The sequence below is a fragment of the Lysinibacillus xylanilyticus genome, from assembly GCF_001183605.1.
GTDB classification, from domain to species: domain Bacteria; phylum Bacillota; class Bacilli; order Bacillales_A; family Planococcaceae; genus Lysinibacillus; species Lysinibacillus xylanilyticus.
Genome location: NZ_LFXJ01000005.1, coordinates 1,921,884 through 1,945,469, shown reverse-complemented (window position 1 = coordinate 1,945,469; position 23,586 = coordinate 1,921,884). Strand labels below are relative to the sequence as shown.

Sequence of the window (23,586 nt, the reverse complement as noted above, 5' to 3'; positions counted from 1 at the left end):
TGATTCTAGTATATGTATGTATTTTCCTGCTTAGAACTAAAAAAAGAAAACCATCTACGCTTTAGAAATAGCATAGATGGTTCGCGCTTTGTTTAGCCTTTAATAGCTACCATTTCTGTCGTTAATCGTTCAAGCTCATCAATAAGGTGACCAATGTAAGCGATCGTATCTCGAAGCGGCTGGTCTGTTGTAACATCGACACCCGCCATTTGAGCTAGTTCTACAGGTGATTTCGTACCACCAGCTTGAAGGACAGCTAACCATTCATCTACAGCCGTCTTTCCTTCATTTAAGATACGCTTGGATACTTGTGTAGAAATTGTTAAACCAGCGCTATATGTGTAAGGATAAAGGCCCATATAATAGTGTGGTTGACGCATCCAAGTAAGCTCTGCTCCCTCAGTAATATCGACAGTGTCACCCCAGAAATCTTCTAATACGGAGCGTTTTAATTGATTTAAAACGGTAGCATTCACAGCTTCTCCAGCATCGACTAATTCATATACTTTTCGTTGATAAGCTGCCTCTAGTAAGTGTGTGACGAAGTTATGATAATACGTTTTGGACACAATATTTGAAATTACCCAACGTTTGAAGCGAAGATCATCGTTATGAGTTAATAAGTAATTCGCAAGCAGCATTTCATTCATTGTTGATGGTGCCTCGATAAAGTATAACGAAGGACGACTGTTAAAATAGGATTGATGGGCATGTGCATTTACAAAGTGACCTGCGTGCCCAAGCTCATGAATTAAAGTGAATACCTCATTCATACGTTCATTCCAAGACATTAAAATATACGGATGACTACCATACGGACTTGAACAGAATGCCCCAGTCGATTTTCCTTTGTTTGGTGCATAATCAATCCAGCGTTCGTTAAACGCCTTTTCGATCATCTCTTTGTAATCCTCACCCATAACGTCTAATGCTTTTTCAACATATTCTTTTGCTTCAGCCATTGTTAATTTCGGATCAAAGTCTGGATCAAGGGCAATTTTTAAATCAGCAAATGTCATTTTTTCAATGCCATTTGCTTGTTGAATAAGTTTTGCATAACGGCGCATATGAGGTGCAAGCTCTTTCGTAATCAGATCTATTTGACGATTATAAAGCGTACGATCAACATCTTGATCAAATAATAAATAGTCAATGACAGAATCAAAGCCACGTAAATCAGCCATTGTTTTTTCCTGTTGAATGTGTGTGTTATAGATTTTCGCAGTTGTGTGCTGATAATCACGTAATTTATTTGAAAACGCTTGGAATGCAGCATGGCGTACTTTTGTATCAGCGTCAAACTCCCAGTCATTTTCGTATAATACAAAACTAAGTGGATGTTTTTCGCCATTGGCCTCAAACTCTCCGAAATGCATATCTACCAGCTTTGCCGTATTATACGTTTCATAAGGTGCATCAAAAGTAGAGCTGAATGCAGCTAGTGCTTTTTCTACTTCTGGATGTAGCTGATGAGGCTTTTGTTTTAATAATTCCACTAAATAGACTTTATAATTAGGGCTTAATGTAGCAGCTTCTTCTAAAATAGACTCATCTAGTGCTAGTAATTCACTGCGTACAAAAGAAAATGTACTACTTATTTTTCCTACTGCAGTACCATATTTTGCAGCACGCATTTGGGCTGCATTATCTGTATGATCAGCTTGATTATTTAAGCTTGCATAACTACCAATAGGAATAATGCTTTCATATAGTGCTTCATAAGCTGTTAAAACATCGATTACCTTTTGGGCATCTGTAATTGTACCTTGATATGTGCGTTCAAAATTTATTGCATCCTCCACAAGCTTCGCTAATGCAGGCTCAAATTCCGCGTCATTTTCAAGTAAATCTTTTAAATCCCATGTTTGTTCTACTGGTACATCTTTTCGTAATGGTAATACCTCCATTAATTAACACCCCTTTTTAAGTAAGTGATTCCATTATAACGAAACTATTTCGGAAAGTGAAATAATTATAGAGAATAGTTTTAATCTTCTTAAAAATATAACAATAATGTAGAAACTTATGTTCGTATTAGCTATAATAGATTTAAAGATAAGGGGGGATGTAATTATAATGCAGCTAGTTTTGGAAAAACCAGATGTGTATAAGCCAAGTCACGTGAATCAAGATAATCTATGGAAGAAGTTAATTGCGGATTTGTTTGAAGATTTTTTGTTGTTCTTTTTGCCAGACTTACATGCAGAAGTTAAAGCCTCCGGCGGATGTCACGGAATCGGAAAGGAGTTCTTTGTGCAAGCACAAAGCCGGTTCCGGACGCAATTATGCCGAGGTATAATTGATAGCAAGTTGAGTTTTTACAGCAAGAGCTTTTCAAAGAAATTATTGAGCATCGTCAAGGGCGCAAAGTAGCTGATCAAATTGCGAAAGTTCATCTAAAAAGTGGTAAAGAGCAGTGGATACTTGTTCATACGGAAATACAAGCTGTAGATGAAGTCCATTTTGCGAAGCGGATGTTTGAGTATTTCTATCGTATCAGTGATCGCTACGGTAAGAAGATTGTGGCTATTGCTATCTTTACAAATAAGAGTACAAAAAGCACCAATCAGTATCATCATGATAAATATTTTGGTACAGAAATAACGTACACTTTTAACAAGTATGTCGTGTCAGATTTTGATGAAGAAGAATTAAAAAAATCACCTAAGCTGTTTAGTAAAGCTTTACTTGCATCGATTTATTTAAATCAAACAAAAAACGAAATGAGCCACCGTATTGCTTACAAAAGAACATTACTAAGAGAAGTATGGTTATTAAGTAATGGTGAACGAGCAGAGATACGTGCGCTTCTTTACTTCATTAATTATTTATTAAAGCTACCAAAATCTATGTCTGAGCAACTTGTAAGAGATGTAAAAGACGAAATTAAAGGGGAGGAAGAGATTTTGAATCTTTATAAAGAAGATTTACCGCCGACACTTGCTGCAGTTTTGGAATTAGAAAGGCAAGAAGGAATTGAACAAGGAATTGAACAAGGAATTGAACAAACCATTAAACAAATAATCAGTGGTTTGATTGAAACGGGTGCTGACGATGAGTGGATTGCTGAAGTTTCAAAGCTTCCAATAACAAAGATAATAGAAATTCGTAAGGGACTAAAGTAGTCTAATTGTGTAAAAAAATGACAATCTCTTATTATGTTTGTTGTAATTTTTAAACGTCCACCTGATGTAATTCATCTGTTCTTTAGGACTGGCTTGAAAATGTTTAGGTTTTATATTTATTTCGTATCTACAGATAATCTTAAAATTTGTTTGAGTCAATGTGAAAAATGTGCGTATAGCTAGTACACTTTGCAACGCATACTAATGGCTAGAACACTGGCACATTGGAGGAGAAATAATGACACAAAACTTAAACAAACAATTGAATAAACTTGTCGCTACATGGTCTGTACTTTATACGAAATTACACAATTATCATTGGTATGTGACGGGGAATGCTTTCTTTACACTACATGCAAAATTTGAAGAATTATATAATGAAACAACGTTAAATCTAGATGAAATTGCAGAACGTATCCTATCGAAGGAAGGAAAACCAGTTGCTACGTTAAAAGAACATCTTGAGCTATCCTGTGTAGAGGAAGCAACAGGGAATGAGACGACAGAGGAAATGGTAGCTACAATCATTGCAGATTTCCAAAAACTTATGAAAGCATTAAATTCGACAATGGAGCTTGCGGCAGAAGAAGGGGACGATCGAACAGAGGATATACTAAATGCTATGTACCAGTCCCTGGAAAAGCATACATGGATGCTGAAGGCCTTCCTTGGACATTAAGCTACAAGGAAATGGTAGGCGATGGGAACTCTTTAATGCTCTTGTCGCCTATTTTTTGACATTTCATAAAAGTACAAGACCATTGTTTCGAAATGTGAACATGTATCTCAAAGCTATAACAAATATTACAGTTCGTTAAAAGAAAGGGTAAAATGGTTTTTTTCTTGAATAGGAAGGGTAGATACCTAGTAAGCCATACAAATTAGGAGGAATTGAGCATGATAAATGAACAAAACCCACAAATTGAAGTGGCCCATACAAGGGAAGAAATGCTTCATATTTTAGAAAGTATGCGATTAGAAGCATATCAAATAGAGGACATTTACGTTATTGCAAAGGATCCAAGTAAATTTGATGGTGTAAAATGGGATGCTAATGTTAAAACACATGAGGTCGGGAATTGGGTGGATCGATTTAAGTCTTGGTTTACCGGTGAAACGGCAGTAACAGAAGGACTGAAGCGATATAATCTTACGGAGGGGCAAACAGCTTACTATGCTCACCTCGTAGAACAAGGCGTCATAGTATTATTTGCTCAACATTCAACAAGACGTATGACGGCATAATTCTGTCTTGATTCATGTGTAACGGGGAGATTAAATCCCTGAGCCAAATATATAAAATAAACAGAGTGGTGCACATGATGCATCACTCTGTTTATTTGTGTAGTAAAGATTAATTTATAGCTTTTTCATGTTCATGTTTTTTAATAAAGCGTAATACATGGAGATGCTCCAATTGAGCAACAAGGTTACCAATTAGAATAAAGCTACCACCTATTATGATTTTTACCGTTATTCCTTCACCAATAAACATCATGGCAAACATTGCTGCGAAAATTGGCTCTAAGGAAAATATTAGTCCTGTATGTGTAGCAGAAGTAAACTGTTGTGCAACAGTTTGACCTACGAAGCAAAATGCACTACAAATGACACCAAGTCCTATAATAGCCATCCAAGAAGTCGTTGTATTTGGAAGTGTTGGTGTTTCGAAAATTAATGTTAATACAAGTGCATAAAGTCCAGCAAAACCAAGCTGGTAAACGCCATAAGAAATTGATTCAACGCTCCGTGTAAATGAACTGTTTAACAGTAAGTAAAACGAATAGAATAGTGCAGCGATGGCTACTAAAATATCCCCTTTTTGAAAGGTAAATGAGCCATGTGCCGTTAAAATTGTAATCCCAATCATTGTGCAAATAATCGCAAAGCTAACTGCTCTTGAAGGTAATTTCTTTTCAATAAAACTGCTGAAAATAGGGACTAGGATAACTGTTAGACTTAAAATAAAACCAGCATTTGATACAGATGTTGTTTCTAGTCCGAATAAGCTTAGAACGAATACAATGAATAATATAAATCCTTGTATAGCTGCATATTTTAATGTTTTAATATCGACTTTAATCATGCGTTTATAAAAGATAATACCAGCTACGAAAAATGCGATGATACAACGCAATGCCACCACATTATAAACAGCCAATGTTTCAAGTCCCATTACCATAAAGGTATAAGATAAGCCCCAAAACATTGTCACTATAACCATCAATAAATTTGCTTTTCCTTGGATACTCATTTGCTCACCTACAATCTGTGTACTAAAACAGTTTTTATTCTAAAATTTACTATATATCTTGTATTGTGATTAGTAAAACGAATGTTTATAATGGTTAGTATTAAAAAAATTCATGTATATAGAGGACAAGGCGATGAGTTTAGTCAAATATGAGATTTTGAATAAAGTGGCTGAGGTAGCTAGCTTTACAAAAGCAGCAGATGCATTAGGATTAACCCAATCTGCTGTAAGTCATGCTGTTTCAAGCTTAGAAAAGGAGTTCGGCTTTGCACTCATTCACAGAAGTCGAGCAGGTGTCACGTTAACGAGTGAAGGTAATACAATGCTGAGGGCAATGAGACATGTCCTAGATGCACAAGAACTGTTACAGCAAGAAGCCGCACACATACTTGGCGTTACTCGAGGGAAAGTGAGAATTGGTGTAATTTCAAGTATTTCCTCAAACTGGATGCCGGAAATTGTTCGTATTATGGACAATCAATTTCCCGGTATACAAGTCGAATTACGTGAGGGAGATTATTATGAAATTGAACAATGGCTATTAAGTGGAGAGGTTGATGCAGGATTTTTAAATGGTCAAAAGTCTATGCAGTATCAGTTTACAGAACTTCAGCAAGATCCATTGCTGTGTATTGTCTCCGATAAAAGTCCGCTTTATAATAAAGCGGAAATTGACATTGTTGAACTAGAAGACATGCCATTTATCATGACTTCATATAAAGGGACAAATGATGTAAAAGTACTGTTAGAGCAATATCACGTGAAGCCAAATATTCGCTTTGAACTATCGGAAGAGGTAGGGATTATTTCAATGATTGCTCACCAGCTTGGAATTAGTATTTTACCGAAATTAGTGACGTATAACTTACCTCCTACGATAAAAGCTATACCTTTAAAACAAGGTGGCTATCGTACAATAGGAATAGCTATGAAACACCAGGCATCACCAGTGACAAAGAAATTTGCGGAAATATTAAGTTCCTGGTTAAAAGAGCAAAATATGAATTAAACTCTTAGGAGAGCGACTAACCCTATAAAAACAACATTGAAGCATAACATAGCATTACGTTAAAATAGTATTTGTATATTTCAAGAAAAAGGTGAGTGTATGGGGACATTACGAGGTAAGACCGTACTAATTACAAGTGGGGGAACACTTGAAAAGTGGGATCGTGTGCGTGGGCATACGAATTTATCGAAAGGGTCGATGGGCTGTTATTTAGCTGAAGCGGCACTAGCGGCTGGGGCAAACGTATTATATATGCATGGTTATTTTGCACAGCTTCCTGCAAACAAAGATAAAATGCGTACCATTCGATTTGAAGGTATTGAAGATTTAGGCGAGAAAGTTCGTCATGCAGTTCAGGAAGAGCAGGTGGATATCGTTATTATGGCAGCTGCAGGTTCTGATTGGCTCATTGACAAAGTGTATGACCAATCTGGGAATTTAATAGAGGAATCAGGTAAAATGCCATCTGACGAGCCACCTATCATTCACTTTAAAAAGGCACCTAAAGTATTAGGTCAAATAAAAGAGTGGCAGCCGAAAGTAACTTTAGTGGGCTTTAAACTTGAGGCAACAGATGATGAGGAATTTTTACTGTCCCGCGCACGACTACGGATGGAAACAGCCAACGCTCAGTTTATGGTAGCTAATAGCTCACAATCTTTATATGGTGGAGATGAGCCACACTGGATTGTACCGGCTAAAGGCGAAGCGATAAAGGTTATGGGCAAGCAAAAGACAGCGAAAGCATTAATGGATCTTTTATAATATGATTAAAACAAAAACTGTGTAGAGGTAAATTGATCTGCGCAGTTTTTATTTTTGCCCCGTGAAGTCTATAGTGATACTTACTGGCATAAATATAGCCATACTTCATATCCCTTTATTTCTTAGTAAACAACTAAGTTTTGTAATATTTATATTGACAATGGGTTTTCTGAATTATAGAATTATTTCCAAGAAACGTATTTTTCTCTTATCGGGAGTGGTAGAAGACTTGGCCAAAATGAAGCTTCTTCGATAACAAATAGAATAGGTCAAATCTAGTAGAGCTTCCCAAGGAATAAGCGGGTTATGATTGACGTGTTGGCCTCAAAATATGTTAAAAAGAAGGGGTGTATCGGATGACTCAACAGGCAAAGGTAGATGACAAAAAACTAGAGGCAATTGCAAAGGCAATTCAAAATTTGGAATTTGGAGAAGTAAACATTACGATTCAAGATGGTGTCATTGTGCAAATTAACAGACTTGAAAAACAGAGATTTCCACAGAAAAAGTAAGCGGTATAATGATTGATTGTTGAACAAGTATTTGTAGGCCGCAGAATTTATTTCCGCTAAACTAAATCATCAGGGACCTATCATTTGGATTGTTCTAGAAACACACCTAATAAAAAAGCAACGATCCGACGTCAAAAACCAGGATGATTACAACGAATCATCCTGGTTTTGCGTATATTCTTCTTGCAATAGCCTATTCATAAAAACTATTTGGGATTTCACCAATATGTCTGCGATGATACAGTAAAGGTTCCTTCTGTGCATTTTCAATTTCTAGGACATGCCCGATAAATATTGTATGATCTCCAGCATCGATTTGCTGAGATGTTTTGCATTGTAAAATGGCTGCAGTATCATGTAAAATCGGTAGACCTAAAGTAGTGGTTGACCATTTAGCCTGGGCGAAACGATCAGGGATTTTACTTGAAAATAGCGTACATAAGTGTTCTTGATTGCTCGCTAAAATATTTACAGCAAACTTTTGAGCAACTGTAAAATATGGATGTAGCTGTGATTTTTTATCGAGCGACCATAAAATAAGGAGTGGATCTATGGAAACTGACGCAAAGGAATTGACAGTTAAGCCAATAGGTTCACCTGCGTCATTACAAGCAGTGACAACCGTAACACCTGTTGGATAATTACCTAATGCTAGTTTAAAAGCAGCTACTTTGTCTGTCATTCTAATCACCTCTTCATTGATTTATGGAAATAAAATTATTTTGATGAACTACTAACATCGAAATCATTTTGTTGCAGAGCATTTTAAAAAAGATATCATAAAATATAGTAACTTCTATATAGTTGTAATATTCTAAAATCTATTTTAAACCAACAAAACTAACAGGTAAAGTATATAATAGAGAAAAAAAGGGGGTTCAGTCATGACTTTATTTTTTGACCATCTAGTTCATCAAGTTCAATCACCAGAAAATACAAAGGTTTTCTTAAATAAACGTAATATCCATACAGTTAACGGTGGTCAACATACAATGTGGGGGACATACAATACGTTAAGCTACTTTGGATTAAACTATATTGAGCAAATAGCAATTTATGATCGTAATTTATTTGAAAATGCAGTGAAATTACCCTATTCCCTACATTATACGTTTAAGCGTGCTAATGAGCGCTATGGTTTTTCAAGAATTGCATTACGTACAAAAAATATTGACGAAGAGGCACAACGTTTGCGTGAACTTGGATTTGAAGTATATGGACCTGATGCTTGTAGTCGTACAAGACCAGATGGCTCTGTAGTAGAATGGAAGTTATTGCATTTTGGGAAGCCAGAGCAGGCAATCGATTTTCCGTTTTTGATTGAGTGGACTGATACAGATGAAGAACGTGTTGCACAATTAAAAGCAAATGGAGCCATTGATACGAATCGAACAATTTCGATGGAATCTGTCCAATTTTATGTGAAAAATATGCAAGCTACAGTGAATTTATGGAGGGAAGTATTACAGCTACCAGAGCCTGAACAACAAGAACAGTGTATTTCCTTACATTTACCAAATATTCGCCTGGATTTTTATGACGAAGTCGCTGCAGCTACTATGACACTAGGTCATTTAAATGAAGGGGCGTTTGGGGTTACACTTAAGGATACTGGCAGAACGAAGGAAACGCTAGTTTTTCCCGGAGCTTTTTATTGGATCAATTGCTAAAGTTATAATGTCTAGAAGATAAAGCGGCGCTAATACAATTAAGAGCATCTGAAAAAAGGAGCCGTTCATCCATCGAACAGCTCCTTTGAGTTTATACTTTCGCAACATTTGACGCCTGTGGTCCTCGATTGCCTTCCACCACATCAAATGATACCTTTTGACCTTCTTCAAGTGTACGGAAGCCTTCCTCTTGGATTCCTGTAAAATGTACAAATACATCTTCTCCATCATCACATTCAATAAAGCCATAACCTTTTTCATTATTGAACCACTTTACGATTCCTTGTTGCATAAGCATTCGCCTCCCATGCGCTTGAATGTAGAATAAAATCAATTAAGTCGTGACATAAATTGTGAAAATGTGAAAAAATGCATTTTCATTTAGAACATACATGAATTGAGCAAAGTTGTCAATTGATTGTCGAAATGCTTGAATAACTTACTATGATTTTTTTCACAATAAAGTCTATAATGGAAATTAACAACATAGAAAGTAGGATGCCAAATGACAACGAAAAAACAACCTTTAACAGATCTGGAAATCGCTAATCAAGCGGTTATGCAACCTATTACTGAAATAGCGAAAGCTGCAGGTATTCCAGAGGATGCACTTGAACAGTATGGTCGCTACAAAGCAAAAATTGATCCATTAAAAATAACAGCACATGGTGAGGATGCAAAAGTTGTATTGGTAACAGCTATTAGTCCAACTCCAGCGGGTGAAGGGAAATCAACTGTAACGGTTGGGCTTGCTGATGCACTTCATCAATTAAATAAAAATGTTGTTGTTGCTTTACGTGAGCCATCACTCGGCCCTGTAATGGGTGTAAAAGGTGGTGCAACAGGTGGTGGATATGCACAGGTTGTGCCGATGGAAGATATTAACTTGCATTTCACTGGTGACCTTCATGCGATTACGACTGCGAATAATGCATTATCAGCCTTTATTGATAATCATATCCATCAAGGAAATGCTCTAAACATTGACCCTCGCCGTATAATTTGGAAGCGTGTAATGGATTTAAATGATCGCGCCCTTCGTAAAGTTGTTGTGGGTCTTGGTGGTCCTGTTCAAGGGATGCCACGTGAGGACGGCTTTGACATTACTGTTGCATCAGAAATTATGGCAGTTTTCTGTTTAGCTACAAGTATTGAAGATTTACGTGAACGTTTAGCAAGGATCGTAATCGGTTATACATTTGACCGTGAGCCTGTATTCGTGCGTGATCTTCAAGTAGAAGGGGCCTTAACTTTATTATTAAAAGATGCCTTCAAACCAAACTTAGTGCAAACACTTGAGGGGACACCTGCCATTATTCACGGTGGACCATTTGCCAACATCGCACACGGCTGTAACTCGATTATGGCGACACAAACAGCTCGTAAGCTGGCAGATATCGTTGTGACAGAAGCGGGCTTTGGTTCAGATTTAGGCGCTGAAAAATTTATGAATATTAAAGCGCGTAAAGCGGGCTTTAAACCAAGTGCAGTTGTAATCGTAGCTACAATTCGTGCATTAAAAATGCATGGCGGTGTAGCGAAAACGTCACTTATCGGCGAAAATGTTGAAGCACTTCTACAAGGAATTGAAAACTTAGCTAAACACGTCGAGACAGTTCGTACATTTGGCGTTGAACCGATTATTGCTTTGAATCGTTTTATTACGGACACAGAGGCTGAGTTAGAAGCAGTCCTGAATTGGTGTAAAGAAAATCATGTTCGTATAGCACGTACAAATGTCTGGGAGGAAGGCGGAAAAGGCGGTCTAGGCTTAGCTGAACAAGTGCTAGCTGTTCTTGATGAAGATAACAATTTCTCACCTTTATATGATGTAACAGAATCTATTGAGGAAAAAGTACGTACAATTGTGCAAAAAGTTTACGGTGGGAAAGATGTGCAATTTACCGATCAGGCGAAAAAGCAAATCGCCCAAATCGAAAAATTCGGCTGGGATGCACTACCGATTTGTATGGCGAAAACGCAATATTCTTTATCAGACCAACCAAGTCTTTTAGGACGTCCAGAAGGCTTTACAATCACCATTCGCGAAGTCATTCCTAAACTTGGTGCAGGCTTCTTAGTTTGCTTAACTGGGGATATTATGACAATGCCAGGTTTACCAAAAGCACCAGCTGCCTTACGTATGGACGTGGATAATGAAGGACATGCAGTAGGATTGTTCTAGATTGAAAAAAATACAAAAGAATATATAAATGTAAAAGCTGCTCCTTTAAGTTATGAAGGGCAGCTTTTTTAACTTTTTTTGAGAATGTCCAAACATTCGATGAAAGAAGTTAAGCCTCATGTGGATATCACTGAATTATGTCAAGGCATTATAGTTCTTGTGAAAAAGGGGGAAGAAAATTAATAGCCCCCATATTCAATAAGGAAGAAACTAGCTAACCATAAAAAAATTGCAATTCGAATGATTATATTCATTATATTCTCAAAAAAAGAAAGTTTTCTTTCACGCTTTAAAATTTTTAAAAGTCTCACAGAAAAAATTGAACATAAGAGAAGGAATGCTATAGATATTTGATATATGTTTTCTAACAGGTTTACATTTAACAAGCTTTTCAACATGATCATCCTCTCATACTAGAATATATGAGCTGTCTTGTTTTAGTATGCTGATGCTAAGTTGGATAGAAGGATGAAAACATTAAATAGGCAATTTAGTTAATCTAAATAGTGATTTTTAGGACGATGGTGCCTTTTTCATGCTCTTATCCACTGATTTTGGAAGATGAGAGAAAGGCTAATTCAAAATCATGAAAGCGAGATAGGAGAATGTCTTTAAAATGGAAATTGAAGAAAAATAAAAGCTGCCATCATCTACAAAAAAATAAGATGGGCAGCTTTTATTGTTTCTTCAGCGGGTTGGTATTACATAACATAACTATCGTTCCTACTTCCTTCATAACTTAATACTTCATTTACGGCTTAAATAAAATTCGGAAAAATTGTTGCCTAAAAAAGAATTCTCTAGTTTTGTTTGCACGACTCTGACGATTTAACTTTTCGCAAAATGTTGGCAAGTAACTGGTATGCTATTTGCCATTAATGTGAGGAGTTACGTTCACACATATTCAAGATAATGAATAGAAGAAGGTAACACCGATTAATGATAAAAATATCACACGCTTGCGACATATGCTCAAAGCTTTCTTGGTCGTGAAAACAAGTAATTGTTTGTTCACTTATCTCGTCATGTACATTCACTATGCGGGTTAAAACAAAGAATTTCTAAGGGAAAGTGTTCACTTTTATTTGTTTTAGATGATTGGTTTTCACTATACGCACGTCATCTTTCAACACAGTATTTAATTGTAAAGCCCGCTGAAGTTGTTTAATCTGTCAAAACATAGTTCTTGTACATCACTGAAATAGTGAGCCAACAGAACAAAAATAATTGTTCTGTACATTTATCATACAATATTCTGAAAAGTTAGTCAATTGAAATCGACTAATCATGTTGTTATTTTATTAAGCACGGAGGTTACTTAATTAACAACTAGTCTAAGCAATACCGTATAATAAAGTATGAAGGGACTGAACAAAGAATATGAACAATTTAATGGACAAAGTACGAGGGATATACGAGCAATTTGATGCTAGTCATGATTTTCAACACATTGAACGTGTTTATCAAAATGCGTTAGCGATTTTACATACGGAGCCAGAAGCCGATGCAGAGGTCGTGAAAATTGCTGTGCTGTTGCATGATGTTAGTGATAAAAAGTATACCGATAGCAAGGAGCAAGAGAATAAGCTAATTGCCGAGCTGTCTTTGAGCGAGGAGAAGAAGCAACATATTCGAGATTGCATCGCACAAGTGTCGTTTAATGGTGGCAATGAGCTAGAAGCAACTTCTATCGAGGCGAAAATAGTACGAGATGCAGATCGCTTAGATGCGATTGGAGCAATCGGTATTGCGCGCACATTTGCTTTTGGTGGAGCAAAAGGTCGGAAGCTTTACGATAAGGAAGAGGATGCTCGTACGGATATGACAGAGGAGGAATATCGCAATAAAAATACATCCTCAGTTACCCACTTTTATGAGAAGTTATTATTGCTGAAGGATTTAATGATTACAGAGAAGGGCAAGCAAATGGCTAATGAACGCCATCAATTTATGGTACAGTTTTTAGAGCAATTACAAAATGAAATAGGTAAGTAATTACACATGCTATAAAAAATCCGTTGTCTATTTCAATAGGCAACGGATTTTTAGCGCTATGTGTATCTTTTCAGTGAATCTTGCGCATGCTAACTTTAATTAATCGATATTGTAAAAACGCTATAATATAAAAAGTATATTTTTACCAATAATTTGAACAAAAAGGTAAATATTTCTGAATTCAGATCATTTTTTTTCTTAGTAATAAGTTAAAATTCTTTTCATTCATTACATAAAGCATATATAATTACTAATGTTTTTTCGACAATGGGGAACTTGAATTAGGTAATTCAAATATTAGATCGTGGGAGAAATCTCCTTTTAAATACATTGGGGTAACCGTCAAAGGAGTTTTAACATCATGAAAGAAACAAAAAGCGCAGTCAAATGGATCCCTTTCTTCATTTCCCTTGCTGTTGGCGTGGCTATCTGGTTTTGTCCAGTACCTTCAGGAGTAGAGGAAAAAGCGTGGCATCTGTTTGCTATTTTTGTTGCGACCATCATTGGATTTATAACGAAACCGTTACCAATGGGAGCTGTATCATTTATTGCTATGGCTATGATTGCAATAACAAATACATTAACTATTGAAGAGACATTAAGCGGTTTTGGTAATTCAACGATTTGGCTTATTGTCATTGCCTTCTTTATTTCTCGTGGATTTATTAAAACGGGGCTAGGGGAACGAATTGCTTATGTATTTGTTCGTCTTTTTGGGAAAAAAACTTTGAGTCTGTCTTACTCTTTACTAGCGAGTGACCTAATATTAGCGCCAGCTATTCCTAGTAATACAGCTCGTGCTGGTGGTGTTATATTCCCAATCATTCAGTCATTATCTCATACTTTCGGATCTAAACCAGAAGACGGGACAGAGCGTAAGATGGGTGCCTTTCTTTTGAAAGTAGGCTTTCAAGGGAATTTAATAACGTCTGCTATGTTTATGACAGCTATGGCAGCGAATCCTTTAATTGTTAAGCTAGCAAGTGATTCAGCTGGAGTAACTATTACTTGGTTTGGTTGGGCAATGGCGATGATTGTTCCAGGGTTAACAGCTTTAATCGTTGTTCCTTATGTAATTTATAAAATTTACCCGCCTCAAATCAAGGAAACACCAGAGGCAGCAGCTATCGCTAAGAAGAAGCTGGAGGAATTTGGTCCTCTGAAAAGTTCTGAAAAACGAATGATCGTAGTATTTGTAGTTGTGCTGTCGTTATGGATTGGCGGAGATTACTTAGGCATTAGTGCTACTACTGCAGCTCTTATAGGTCTTTCATTGCTGTTATTGTTAGATGTATTAACATGGGCAGATATTAAAAAGGAAGAAGGAGCATGGGATACACTAATTTGGTTTGCAACGCTATTTATGATGGCATCATTTATGAACAAACTGGGGTTGATTCCGTGGTTTAGTAATGAAGTTGGTGGACTTGTATCTGGGTATAGTTGGATATGGGCTGTTCTCATATTAGCTTTAGTTTATTTCTATTCTCATTATTTCTTTGCGAGTTCCACTGCGCATATTAGTGCGATGTATGCAGCATTTTTATCTGTTATGTTGCAAGCGGGAGCACCTGCCATGTTAGCAGCTATATTATTAGCGGCATTTAGTAATTTATTTGGCGCCACTACTCATTATGGTTCTGGCCCAGCACCGGTCTTCTTTGGTGCAGGTTATATTGACCAAAAAAAATGGTGGACAGTTGGATTTGTAGTATCAGTTGTTACCATTCTGATCTTTGTTGTAGTAGGAGGATTATGGTGGAAGCTTCTAGGTTATTGGTGAAATAATTAGCTTCTGTATCCGGATAGAATTATGTTCTATCCGGATTTTTTTTTGAGATTTTCAAGAAATTTTTTACATACCCTCGCTCTTCTTCATTTTGCAGTTAATGGAGAAGGCATTTTTTTAGATAGCTAACAAGAGTTTGTTGTCCTTTGTTTACCTGTCATTTGGTGTTATGATAAAAATGGATATCAATAATAAACTACATATAAAAAGTAGTATGGTCACTAAACAACACCTAAATGAAAGAGATGGACAAGTGTAATGAGTCATTTAATAGTACAAAATTTAACGAAAACAGTGGGCGATAAAACGCTCTTTCAAAATATTGAATTTACGATTTATGAAGGGGAGCGAGCTGGGTTAATTGGTATTAATGGTACTGGTAAATCTACATTGCTTTCTATTTTAGCTGGTGAAATCGAAGCGGATGCAATGAATGTTGACCGCCCAAATAAATACCGTGTAGCTTATTTACCACAGGAGCCTACTTTTGAAAGCGGAGTAACGGTGTTACAGGCAGTGTTTGCAGGGGATTCACCTATTTTAAAACTTAATCGTGAATATGAGGAAACGGTTGCTGCACTTGCGTTAAACCCGACTTCAGAAAGTTTACAAAAAACGTTATTTAGTTTGCAGCATCGTATGGATGAGGAGCAGGCATGGGATGTCAATGCACTTGCTAAAACCGCCCTTACGAAGCTTGGAATTGAAATGTTTGATAAAGAAGTTTTAACACTTTCAGGCGGTCAGCAAAAGCGCGTTGCTTTAGCAAAAGTATTAATTGAGCCGGCAGATCTTTATTTATTGGACGAGCCTACCAACCATTTGGATGTGCAATCAACTGAGTGGCTACAGGAAATGGTTTTACGATTAAAGGGAGCAGTTATATTTATTACCCATGATCGTTATTTCTTAGATGAGCTGTCTACTCATATTTACGAGCTAGCTGATCAAACATTATACCGACATACTGGGAATTATGGGGATTATTTAGAAGCACGTGCTATTCGTGAGGAAATGAAAGCAGCCTCGGCACAAAAAGACCGTAACCGTTATCGCTCAGAATTAAAATGGATTCGTCGTGGAGCAAAGGCGCGTTCTACGAAGCAGAAGGCACGTATCCAGCGCTTCGAGCACTTAGAGGAGAACTTGGAGCGTAAATCTGAGGATGTTTCTCTTGAAATGGGACTAGCAACAACGCGTCTAGGTCGGAAGGTTTTAGAGGCTGAAAATATTTCAAAGGCATTTGGCCATCAAAAAATCCTTGAAAACTTTTCATTTTTACTACAGCAGGGCGATCGAATCGGTATTATCGGGGCTAATGGTGTAGGAAAATCAACATTATTGAATATGCTAGCAGGCGAGCTGTCACCTGATGCTGGTGAAATTCTTGTTGGTTCGACAGTGAAGTTAGCGCATTTCAAACAAACTTTACCTAAAATGAATGAAAATGAGCGCATGATTGAATATATCCGAGAAGCTTCAAATGATATTACAGATGCAGAGGGTGTACGTTATTCGGCTGCTCAAATGCTCGAGCGTTTCTTATTCCCACTCAATGCTCACGGTACACCTATCGGTAAATTATCAGGTGGTGAGCGTAAACGTCTGCATTTATTACGATTATTAATGGAGCAACCAAACGTACTGTTACTAGATGAGCCTACAAATGATTTAGATATTGAAACATTAGGTGTGCTTGAGGATTTCATTGAGCATTTCCCTGGTGTCGTTATAACTATATCCCACGATCGCTTTTTCTTAGATCGAATCGCGAAAAAGCTGTGGATTTTAGATGGTCTTGGGCATGTTGAAGAGATGCTTGATATTTACAGTGAATATTTACTAAAGCGTGAACAGGAAGCAACTGTAAAAGTAGAGACTCCAAAAGTCGAAAAAACAAAGACAGAAAAGCCTAAATCAGACAAGAAAAAATTATCTTTTAAAGAGCAAAAAGAATGGGAAACTATCGCTGATGAAATAGAGAAGACAGAAACAGCGATAATGGAGACAGAAGAAGGTATCGCCAACGCTGGTGCTGACTTTACAAAGCTACAGGAGTTAACGGCGAAGCTGGATGAGCTAAATGCACAATATGAACACCTTATTGAAAGATGGTCGTATTTAGATGAAATCGTAAACGGATAAGGAGCGATAGACATGAAGATTATTACAATTGAACCGACACCAAGTCCTAATTCTATGAAGATTGTCGTTGATACGGAGTTACCTTTTGGTAAAAGCTATAATTTTACAAAGGATAATAAAGATGAAGCTACTGGTGAAGCAGCAGCCATTTTAGCAATTGAAGGTGTTAAAGGCGTTTATCATGTAGCAGATTTCTTCGCAGTTGAGCGTAACGCAAAGTATGCATGGGAAGGTATTTTAGCAAGCATTCGCCAAGTATTAGGGGAAGACGTACAGGACGTAAACAAAGAACAAGTAGCCAATGAATTTTATGGTGAAGTGTATGTTCACGTGCAATTTTATAAGCAAGTACCACTTCAAGTAAAAGTATTTGATAATCAAAGCGAGCACCGTGTAAGCTGTGGTAATCGCTTTGTGGAAGCTTTTAATAAAATTATTGAGACTGCCGTTGATGAAAACTATATTTTCCAACGTAAGTGGATCGACTACGGCGTACGTTATGGGGAGCTTGAGGAAATTGCGGAAGCAGTAAAACAAGAAATCGATGTGACATATTCCGAGGAACGTTTAGCGGAGATTATTGCAACGATTAATGATTCTGAGAAAATTATTATGAAGCCAGCTAAACTAAAAATTACTGTTGCACAGTTTAAGCAACCAGAATGGGAAAAACGTTTCCAATTGCTAGATCAAATGGCAGATCCAGAGCTAGATGATTTACCGCTTTTAGATTTGGCGTTACAAGATGAGCAAATGTCTATTCGTCGACTTGCAACCGTTTATTTAGGAATGATTGAAGATGTGGCAGTCGTGCCATATTTGGAAAAGGCATTACAGGATAAAAGTGCAGCGGTCCGTCGAACTGCAGGAGATTGTATGAGTGACCTCGGCTTCGTAGAATTTGAAGATGCGATGCAACAAGCATTACAGGATAAAAACAAACTTGTTCGTTGGCGTGCAGCTATGTACTTATATGAGGTCGGCACTGAGAAATCATTAGCAGCATTAAAGGTTGCTGCAGAAGATAAAGAATTTGAAGTAAAGCTACAAGTAAAAATGGCGATTGCCCGCATCGAACAGGGTGAGGAAGCAAAAGGTTCTGTTTGGAAGCAAATGACAGAGTCTCGCCAGCAATAAAACGAAACAGCCAGCATCTATTTGAGCAATTCAAAATAGATGCTGGTTTTTTTATATTTCAATTCCGTTTTTTCATTAGGCCGGCTTCCTAGAAAATACTGATTATGGTTGATTTTAATGCATTTTCAGGAGGCGTTCAATAATTTGGAGATATGTGTATGAAGCAGTCGGAGAATTGGAGAAAGCAGATCAACTAGCCTTATGAAGGCAATGAAACAAGACCTATATCCAAAAGAAGTAAATAAAATGGAAAAATTACTTCCTAAGATCAAGGAGTTTCGCTTTGATTTTCTTTCAGTCATGTTTTTTTCATAAGTTTCATACATTGAAATCTCATAAGTTATTTTATAGTGGAACAGGAGAACAGGAACATAGGAGAGCGGTGGCATATTGTATATCGGTACCCTTGAAATTTAAGCTATAAGAGCAAAGTGCATAATAAATAATAACAAATGACAAATAAGACAAGATTATAGTTTTTAAGGAGGGAAGATAAGTGCAGTTGAAATACGATTTCGTAGACTTGCCTTTAAATGAAATTAGAGTAGGCGCTACAGGAAGAACATTATTGGATTATTGTCTTAACCGTAGCCTTATATTTGCCTTAGCAATGAATGAAGTCTTTGGATATGACATCATTGCAATTTGGCGCCCAATAATACAACACAACAGAGTTTTGCAAATGAAACTATTAAAGGTATATTTAGAAACATCTTATTTAGGCAAACGATACTTGTTCGATCCATCAGGTAATACCCAAACATCTGAACTAATTAAATATGAAGGGGCCATTACAGAGCTTATCCCCCCCCAACAGTTTAGAAGTCAAATGAAAGATTTGACTAAAAAGTTTTCCGAGGGAGATTTTGATGAAACTAATTTCGACAACTCATTCGCTCAAGAACTTGAAGAAATAAAACAATTCATACTAGAAAACCCAATTCGATACGTCCCTATCTTTAGTTATATTGAGAATGCCCTTACAGAAAGTGGTTGGGAGCAAGTAGAGAGAAGCTTGTATCATCCGGATAAAGAAGAACCTTTCCACCGAGCTGTTACCGGATGTAGATTTTCTGCTACTCGTTCAGTTGGTCAATTCCAACATATAATCGTAATCGATGTATTAAAAGACGGGGGAGTTATATACCACATTGAGACCGATGATAATCATCGTATCTTCCAGACTGGTGTTTGCTCTATGGAACAATTCATCCTTGTTCTAAAGGAATGCGTCGATATTAAATATCCTATCAGATCACAAGTGATAATATCCGCCTTAAAGATAACGGGTGAAGTAATCTATACTACTATTAATAACAACTACAAACCGCTTTATTTAGTTGATTTTCTCGGCGGTAAACACTGGCTAGAAAATGATGATTTAATGGCCATATCCACTAACTAATTTTTAGTAGATTAGAGTAACTTCACGACACAGACACTTTAACGTTTGGTACAAAGGTTCATTAATAAGGCGCATCCTGTTAAAGCATGATTCTTCGTATATTCCTGATATTCGTAAGAAGTAGTGAAAATGGGGGGGAATAATTTAGTTAGTAAGACTTGTGGTAATGATTCGTTTCCCAAGGTGAATTAGGCGGATCTTATGCAAATGTAAAACCAATTAGGCTCGTTAAGCTAAATTTTTCGGGTTCACCAATGATTTTATCTATTTGTAAGCATTTTGGAGAAGTAGCTTCAATGAAAGTTAAGAAACTAGATAAGTTCAAAAGTATCGTATAGTTATACTTCGGGTCACTTCCAGCAGAGTGACCCTTTATTAATTTCTCACCTCAGAACGCCCCACCTTACTGAATATTTTCTTTCAAACGCGATATAAGAAATATTCTTCTCTCATTGAACTAACTTGCAGCGTTAGTTGAATAGTAACAATCTTTTCAAAAACAGACTTTCACTAAATCCTCTAATGTTCTCCTTAAATCTTCAAAAGTCGTAGCTCTAACATTTTGTGTCCAGTCATACGTTTCCTCGTATCCACCTGTGGTTAGGCCCCCTTTAAAATCATTAAATGTTTTAACTGTGCGAAAGCGAAGCGTCAGCAACAAATGTTTTAACTGCGCGAAAGCGAGGCGTCAGCGGCAAAGCGCTCAATCGGAACGGAAATCAACCACACGTTATGTTGATAGGACAATAATTATATTATTGAGCCTCTCTTAAGTCTCTTTTTATCGAAAAATAACATAATATATATTATTTTGTGTTTTCTAGCTTTTCACTACTAAACATAAAGTTAAAAGCATTTTATATATTATTAACAAATTGTCTAATACTTGTTTAATAGGACAATGATAGAATAATTTAACTTCATTTAGCAAATGTCTTTTGTACCGAAAGCGTAGCGACAGCAACAGCAACAACACACGACTGAGTGACCAACTTCGTGTTGGCCTAAAGCCTCCGGCGGATGTCACGGAATCGGAAAGGAGTTCAATAAAGGATGTTAGCCTAAAATCATCGCATTCATGCGATAACGGCTAACTGACCTGCATCTGTGCCGCTGCCGCTACGCTTTCGCGCAATAAACATCTGTTGCTGCCGCTACGCACTACGCTTTCGCACAAAAAACATTTGCAGGCCTAAGCACAAAGCCGATTCCGGACGCAATTATGCCGAGGCATAATTGATCTCTAGAATATTATATAAACAGAGGGGGCTTATGGATGACAGTAACTAGTTTAAAGACAACGGAATCTTATTTACGTGACCGCGAGGCAGTTATTGAGCTTACACAAAAGCTAGTACGAATAGAAAGCGTTTATCGAGAAGATGATCCAAATGGCAATGAACAAGAAGTCGCGAATTATGTCGCTCAATATTTACGTGATATCGGGATTGAAACACATGTGGAGGAGGTTTTGCCAGGTAGGCCGAATGTAATCGGTATTATTGATTCGGGTAAGCCAGGAAAAACACTACTCTTTGAGGGACATACAGATGTCGTTACTGAAGGAAATCGAGAAGCATGGACGTACGATCCATTCGGTGCAGAAATTATTGATGGTCGAATGTATGGTCGAGGTACAAATGATACAAAAGGAAATCTTGCGTGTATGATTACAGCTTGTCAGTCGTTGTTACTGGATCAGGATGAATTTACAGGCAAGATTATTTTATGTATTCCGTGTGATGAAGAAGGATTGATGCTTGGTATTAAACATTTTATAAAAAATGGCTGGGCAGATGATGTGGATGGAGCAATTATTTGTGAGCCAGAGGAAAACAATGTCTGTATCGCGCAGCGTGGGGCAATTCGCTTGAAAGTAGATATTTTCGGTAAAATGGCGCACGGTGCAATTTCTTGGAGTGGCATTAACCCGAACTGGCGCATGGCACGTTTTATCGTGGAGCTTGAAAAATTAGAAAAAGAAGAGCAAGCACGTTTAGGGCGTGATCCGATGCTTAATTGGCCGTCTATTACACCAACGATTTTACGAGCACCTGTAAAAGGAGATGCGCAAATTAATGTCATTCCTGATCATTGTATGACGACGCTTGATATTCGTACAGTTCCTGCGCAGGATCATGATGAGCTTCTCGGAAAGATTGATGCAATTATTAAACGTCTGCAAGCAGATGATCCTGATTTCAAAGTTGAACTAACAGTGCTTGATAACCGTCCCGCAACAGCAACAGACAAGGATGATCCAGTTGTACAAGCTATTTATGAAGCAGTCGCTGAGGTAACGGGAAAAGAGCCGAAATATAATGGTGTCCCAGGGGCTACAGATGGAACGTTCCTTCATGTACATGGAATACCAATAGTTACCGTTGGAGCGGGTGATCGTGACATTCCCCATCAAATTGACGAATATGTCGATATCGAAGAATTAGCAGAAACAACGGCCATTTACCGTTTGGCAGCATTAAAGTTTTTAGCAGGTGATGCACATTGACTCACACAAAGATTGCAGTTATTCCAGGCGATGGCATTGGAAAAGAAGTAATGGAGGAAGCACTAAAGGTATTAATTTCTCTTCAGGAACACGATTCATCTTTACAAATAGAAACAACAATTTTTCCTTGGAGCTCGGATTATTACCTCAAGCACGGTCGAATGATGCCTGACAATGCATTAGACATTCTAAAAGAATTTGATGCGATATTATTTGGGGCTATTGGAGATGCTCGTGTTCCAGATGATGTGACAGTATGGGAATTAATTATGCCAATACGAAAAGGCTTCCAGCAATATGTTAATTTCCGTCCGATTAAATCACTACCTGGCATTACCTCACCGCTTGCCAACGGAAGGGATATTGATTTTGTCATTTTCCGGGAAAATGCGGAGGGGGAATATTCCGATAGTGGTGGGCGAATTTATCATAATCAACCTCAGGAAATGACGATTCAAAATACGATTATGACACGAATCGGTATAGAAAAAATTGTCCAAGCCGCCTGTGATTATGCCTATAAAAATGGCAAAACAAAAATTACGAGTGCGACAAAATCGAATGCAATTATCCATTCAATGAAGTTCTGGGATGAGCATGCTAAGAGAATTCTAGCACAAAGCTCACCAGCACTAGAGTTAGAATCTATCTATATCGATGCTTTAGTAGCTTATTTCGTAGAGCGACCACAAGATTTTCAGGTTGTAGTTGCCTCCAATTTATTCGGAGACATTTTATCAGACTTAGGGTCAGCCATTGTTGGGGGACTTGGATTGTCACCGTCAGCTAATTTAAATCCGGAGAAAGAATTCCCATCAATGTTTGAGCCTGTGCATGGGTCCGCACCAGATATTGCAGGAAAGGGCATAGCAAATCCAATTGCACAAATTTGGTCACTTGCTTTGTTACTCGGACATATCGGAAGACCGGATATAGAACAGTTAATTGTTCATGCGATAGAGACGGTTCTTCGAGAAGGTGTTGTGAAAACTGCAGATATTGGTGGACAGGCTACAACAGCACAAATGGGTGATGCGATTTGTCAGGAGATTATTAAAATGAATTTAGCGGCAAGGGGTGTATAGC

The 23,586-nt window shown here is 37.4% G+C and carries 21 protein-coding genes; 16 read left to right on the top strand and 5 right to left on the bottom strand.

Features of this window, described 5'->3' with window-relative positions; all coding sequences use genetic code 11:
• Positions 1-92: 92 nt before the first annotated feature.
• Positions 93-1,907: an oligoendopeptidase F gene (pepF, locus tag ACZ11_RS12345; protein ID WP_049666474.1), complete on the bottom strand. Its 1,815-nt coding sequence runs from the start codon at positions 1,905-1,907 to the stop codon at positions 93-95.
• Positions 1,908-2,076: 169 nt separating this feature from the next.
• Between pepF and ACZ11_RS12340 the strand changes: the two genes are divergently transcribed.
• From ACZ11_RS12340 to ACZ11_RS12325, 4 genes are all read left to right on the top strand, one after another.
• Positions 2,077-2,373 (top strand): hypothetical protein, encoded by a 297-nt coding sequence (locus ACZ11_RS12340; protein WP_049666472.1) that lies wholly within the window; start codon positions 2,077-2,079, stop codon positions 2,371-2,373.
• A gap of 101 nt (positions 2,374-2,474) precedes the next feature.
• The gene (locus ACZ11_RS12335; RefSeq protein ID WP_049666470.1) at positions 2,475-3,125 is read left to right on the top strand and encodes an RpnC/YadD family protein; all 651 of its coding nucleotides are present in this window, start codon (positions 2,475-2,477) and stop codon (positions 3,123-3,125) included.
• 238 nt (positions 3,126-3,363) lie between these two features.
• Positions 3,364-3,804, top strand: a complete 441-nt coding sequence (locus tag ACZ11_RS12330; RefSeq protein WP_049666468.1) for a Dps family protein — start codon at positions 3,364-3,366, stop codon at positions 3,802-3,804.
• A 218-nt stretch (positions 3,805-4,022) separates the two neighbouring features.
• Positions 4,023-4,370: a general stress protein gene (locus ACZ11_RS12325; protein ID WP_082172764.1), complete on the top strand. Its 348-nt coding sequence runs from the start codon at positions 4,023-4,025 to the stop codon at positions 4,368-4,370.
• 109 nt (positions 4,371-4,479) lie between these two features.
• On the opposite strand, the gene ACZ11_RS12320 is transcribed toward ACZ11_RS12325, so the two are convergent.
• Complete coding sequence (locus ACZ11_RS12320) at positions 4,480-5,379, bottom strand: DMT family transporter (protein ID WP_049666466.1); 900 nt, start codon at positions 5,377-5,379, stop codon at positions 4,480-4,482.
• Positions 5,380-5,512: 133 nt separating this feature from the next.
• Between ACZ11_RS12320 and ACZ11_RS12315 the strand changes: the two genes are divergently transcribed.
• From ACZ11_RS12315 to ACZ11_RS25230, 3 genes are all read left to right on the top strand, one after another.
• Positions 5,513-6,388 (top strand): LysR family transcriptional regulator, encoded by an 876-nt coding sequence (locus ACZ11_RS12315; RefSeq protein ID WP_049666464.1) that lies wholly within the window; start codon positions 5,513-5,515, stop codon positions 6,386-6,388.
• A gap of 99 nt (positions 6,389-6,487) precedes the next feature.
• Complete coding sequence (locus tag ACZ11_RS12310; protein WP_049666463.1) at positions 6,488-7,153, top strand: phosphopantothenoylcysteine decarboxylase domain-containing protein; 666 nt, start codon at positions 6,488-6,490, stop codon at positions 7,151-7,153.
• Positions 7,154-7,509: 356 nt separating this feature from the next.
• The gene (locus ACZ11_RS25230; protein WP_079560078.1) at positions 7,510-7,665 is read left to right on the top strand and encodes a YezD family protein; all 156 of its coding nucleotides are present in this window, start codon (positions 7,510-7,512) and stop codon (positions 7,663-7,665) included.
• Positions 7,666-7,858: 193 nt separating this feature from the next.
• Here the strand turns inward: ACZ11_RS25230 and ACZ11_RS12305 are convergent, their stop codons facing one another.
• A complete protein-coding gene (locus ACZ11_RS12305; protein ID WP_049666461.1) occupies positions 7,859-8,347 on the bottom strand; it encodes a flavin reductase family protein in 489 nt (162 codons plus the stop codon).
• Between the two features lie 202 nt (positions 8,348-8,549).
• Between ACZ11_RS12305 and ACZ11_RS12300 the strand changes: the two genes are divergently transcribed.
• On the top strand, positions 8,550-9,335 hold the full coding sequence (locus ACZ11_RS12300; protein ID WP_049666460.1) for a VOC family protein: 786 nt from the start codon (positions 8,550-8,552) through the stop codon (positions 9,333-9,335).
• A gap of 91 nt (positions 9,336-9,426) precedes the next feature.
• Here ACZ11_RS12300 and ACZ11_RS12295 read toward each other — a convergent pair whose 3' ends face one another.
• Positions 9,427-9,627 carry a cold-shock protein gene (locus ACZ11_RS12295; RefSeq protein WP_049666458.1) on the bottom strand — a complete coding sequence of 67 codons (201 nt, stop codon included), beginning with the start codon at positions 9,625-9,627 and terminating at the stop codon, positions 9,427-9,429.
• Between the two features lie 213 nt (positions 9,628-9,840).
• Here ACZ11_RS12295 and ACZ11_RS12290 point away from each other — a divergent pair, with 213 nt between their 5' ends.
• Positions 9,841-11,520: a formate--tetrahydrofolate ligase gene (locus ACZ11_RS12290; RefSeq protein WP_049666457.1), complete on the top strand. Its 1,680-nt coding sequence runs from the start codon at positions 9,841-9,843 to the stop codon at positions 11,518-11,520.
• A gap of 179 nt (positions 11,521-11,699) precedes the next feature.
• Here the strand turns inward: ACZ11_RS12290 and ACZ11_RS27005 are convergent, their stop codons facing one another.
• A complete protein-coding gene (locus tag ACZ11_RS27005) occupies positions 11,700-11,918 on the bottom strand; it encodes a hypothetical protein (RefSeq protein ID WP_049666454.1) in 219 nt (72 codons plus the stop codon).
• Between the two features lie 982 nt (positions 11,919-12,900).
• Here ACZ11_RS27005 and ACZ11_RS12280 point away from each other — a divergent pair.
• The 7 genes from ACZ11_RS12280 to ACZ11_RS12250 all read left to right on the top strand — a co-directional run bounded on the left by ACZ11_RS12280 (position 12,901) and on the right by ACZ11_RS12250 (position 23,585).
• Positions 12,901-13,515 carry an HD domain-containing protein gene (locus tag ACZ11_RS12280; protein WP_049666452.1) on the top strand — a complete coding sequence of 205 codons (615 nt, stop codon included), beginning with the start codon at positions 12,901-12,903 and terminating at the stop codon, positions 13,513-13,515.
• Positions 13,516-13,876: 361 nt separating this feature from the next.
• Positions 13,877-15,298, top strand: coding sequence for an anion permease (locus ACZ11_RS12275; protein ID WP_049666451.1), 1,422 nt, complete (start codon positions 13,877-13,879; stop codon positions 15,296-15,298).
• A 264-nt stretch (positions 15,299-15,562) separates the two neighbouring features.
• On the top strand, positions 15,563-17,449 hold the full coding sequence (locus ACZ11_RS12270; protein ID WP_049666449.1) for an ABC-F family ATP-binding cassette domain-containing protein: 1,887 nt from the start codon (positions 15,563-15,565) through the stop codon (positions 17,447-17,449).
• 12 nt (positions 17,450-17,461) lie between these two features.
• Positions 17,462-18,586, top strand: coding sequence for a conserved virulence factor C family protein (locus tag ACZ11_RS12265; protein WP_049666447.1), 1,125 nt, complete (start codon positions 17,462-17,464; stop codon positions 18,584-18,586).
• A gap of 496 nt (positions 18,587-19,082) precedes the next feature.
• Complete coding sequence (locus ACZ11_RS12260; protein ID WP_049666445.1) at positions 19,083-19,991, top strand: hypothetical protein; 909 nt, start codon at positions 19,083-19,085, stop codon at positions 19,989-19,991.
• 1,276 nt (positions 19,992-21,267) lie between these two features.
• Positions 21,268-22,500 (top strand): M20 family metallopeptidase, encoded by a 1,233-nt coding sequence (locus ACZ11_RS12255; RefSeq protein ID WP_049666443.1) that lies wholly within the window; start codon positions 21,268-21,270, stop codon positions 22,498-22,500.
• Positions 22,497-23,585, top strand: coding sequence for a tartrate dehydrogenase (locus ACZ11_RS12250; protein ID WP_049666442.1), 1,089 nt, complete (start codon positions 22,497-22,499; stop codon positions 23,583-23,585). The genes ACZ11_RS12255 and ACZ11_RS12250 overlap by 4 nt, the downstream gene beginning before the upstream one ends.
• Position 23,586: the final 1 nt, after the last annotated feature.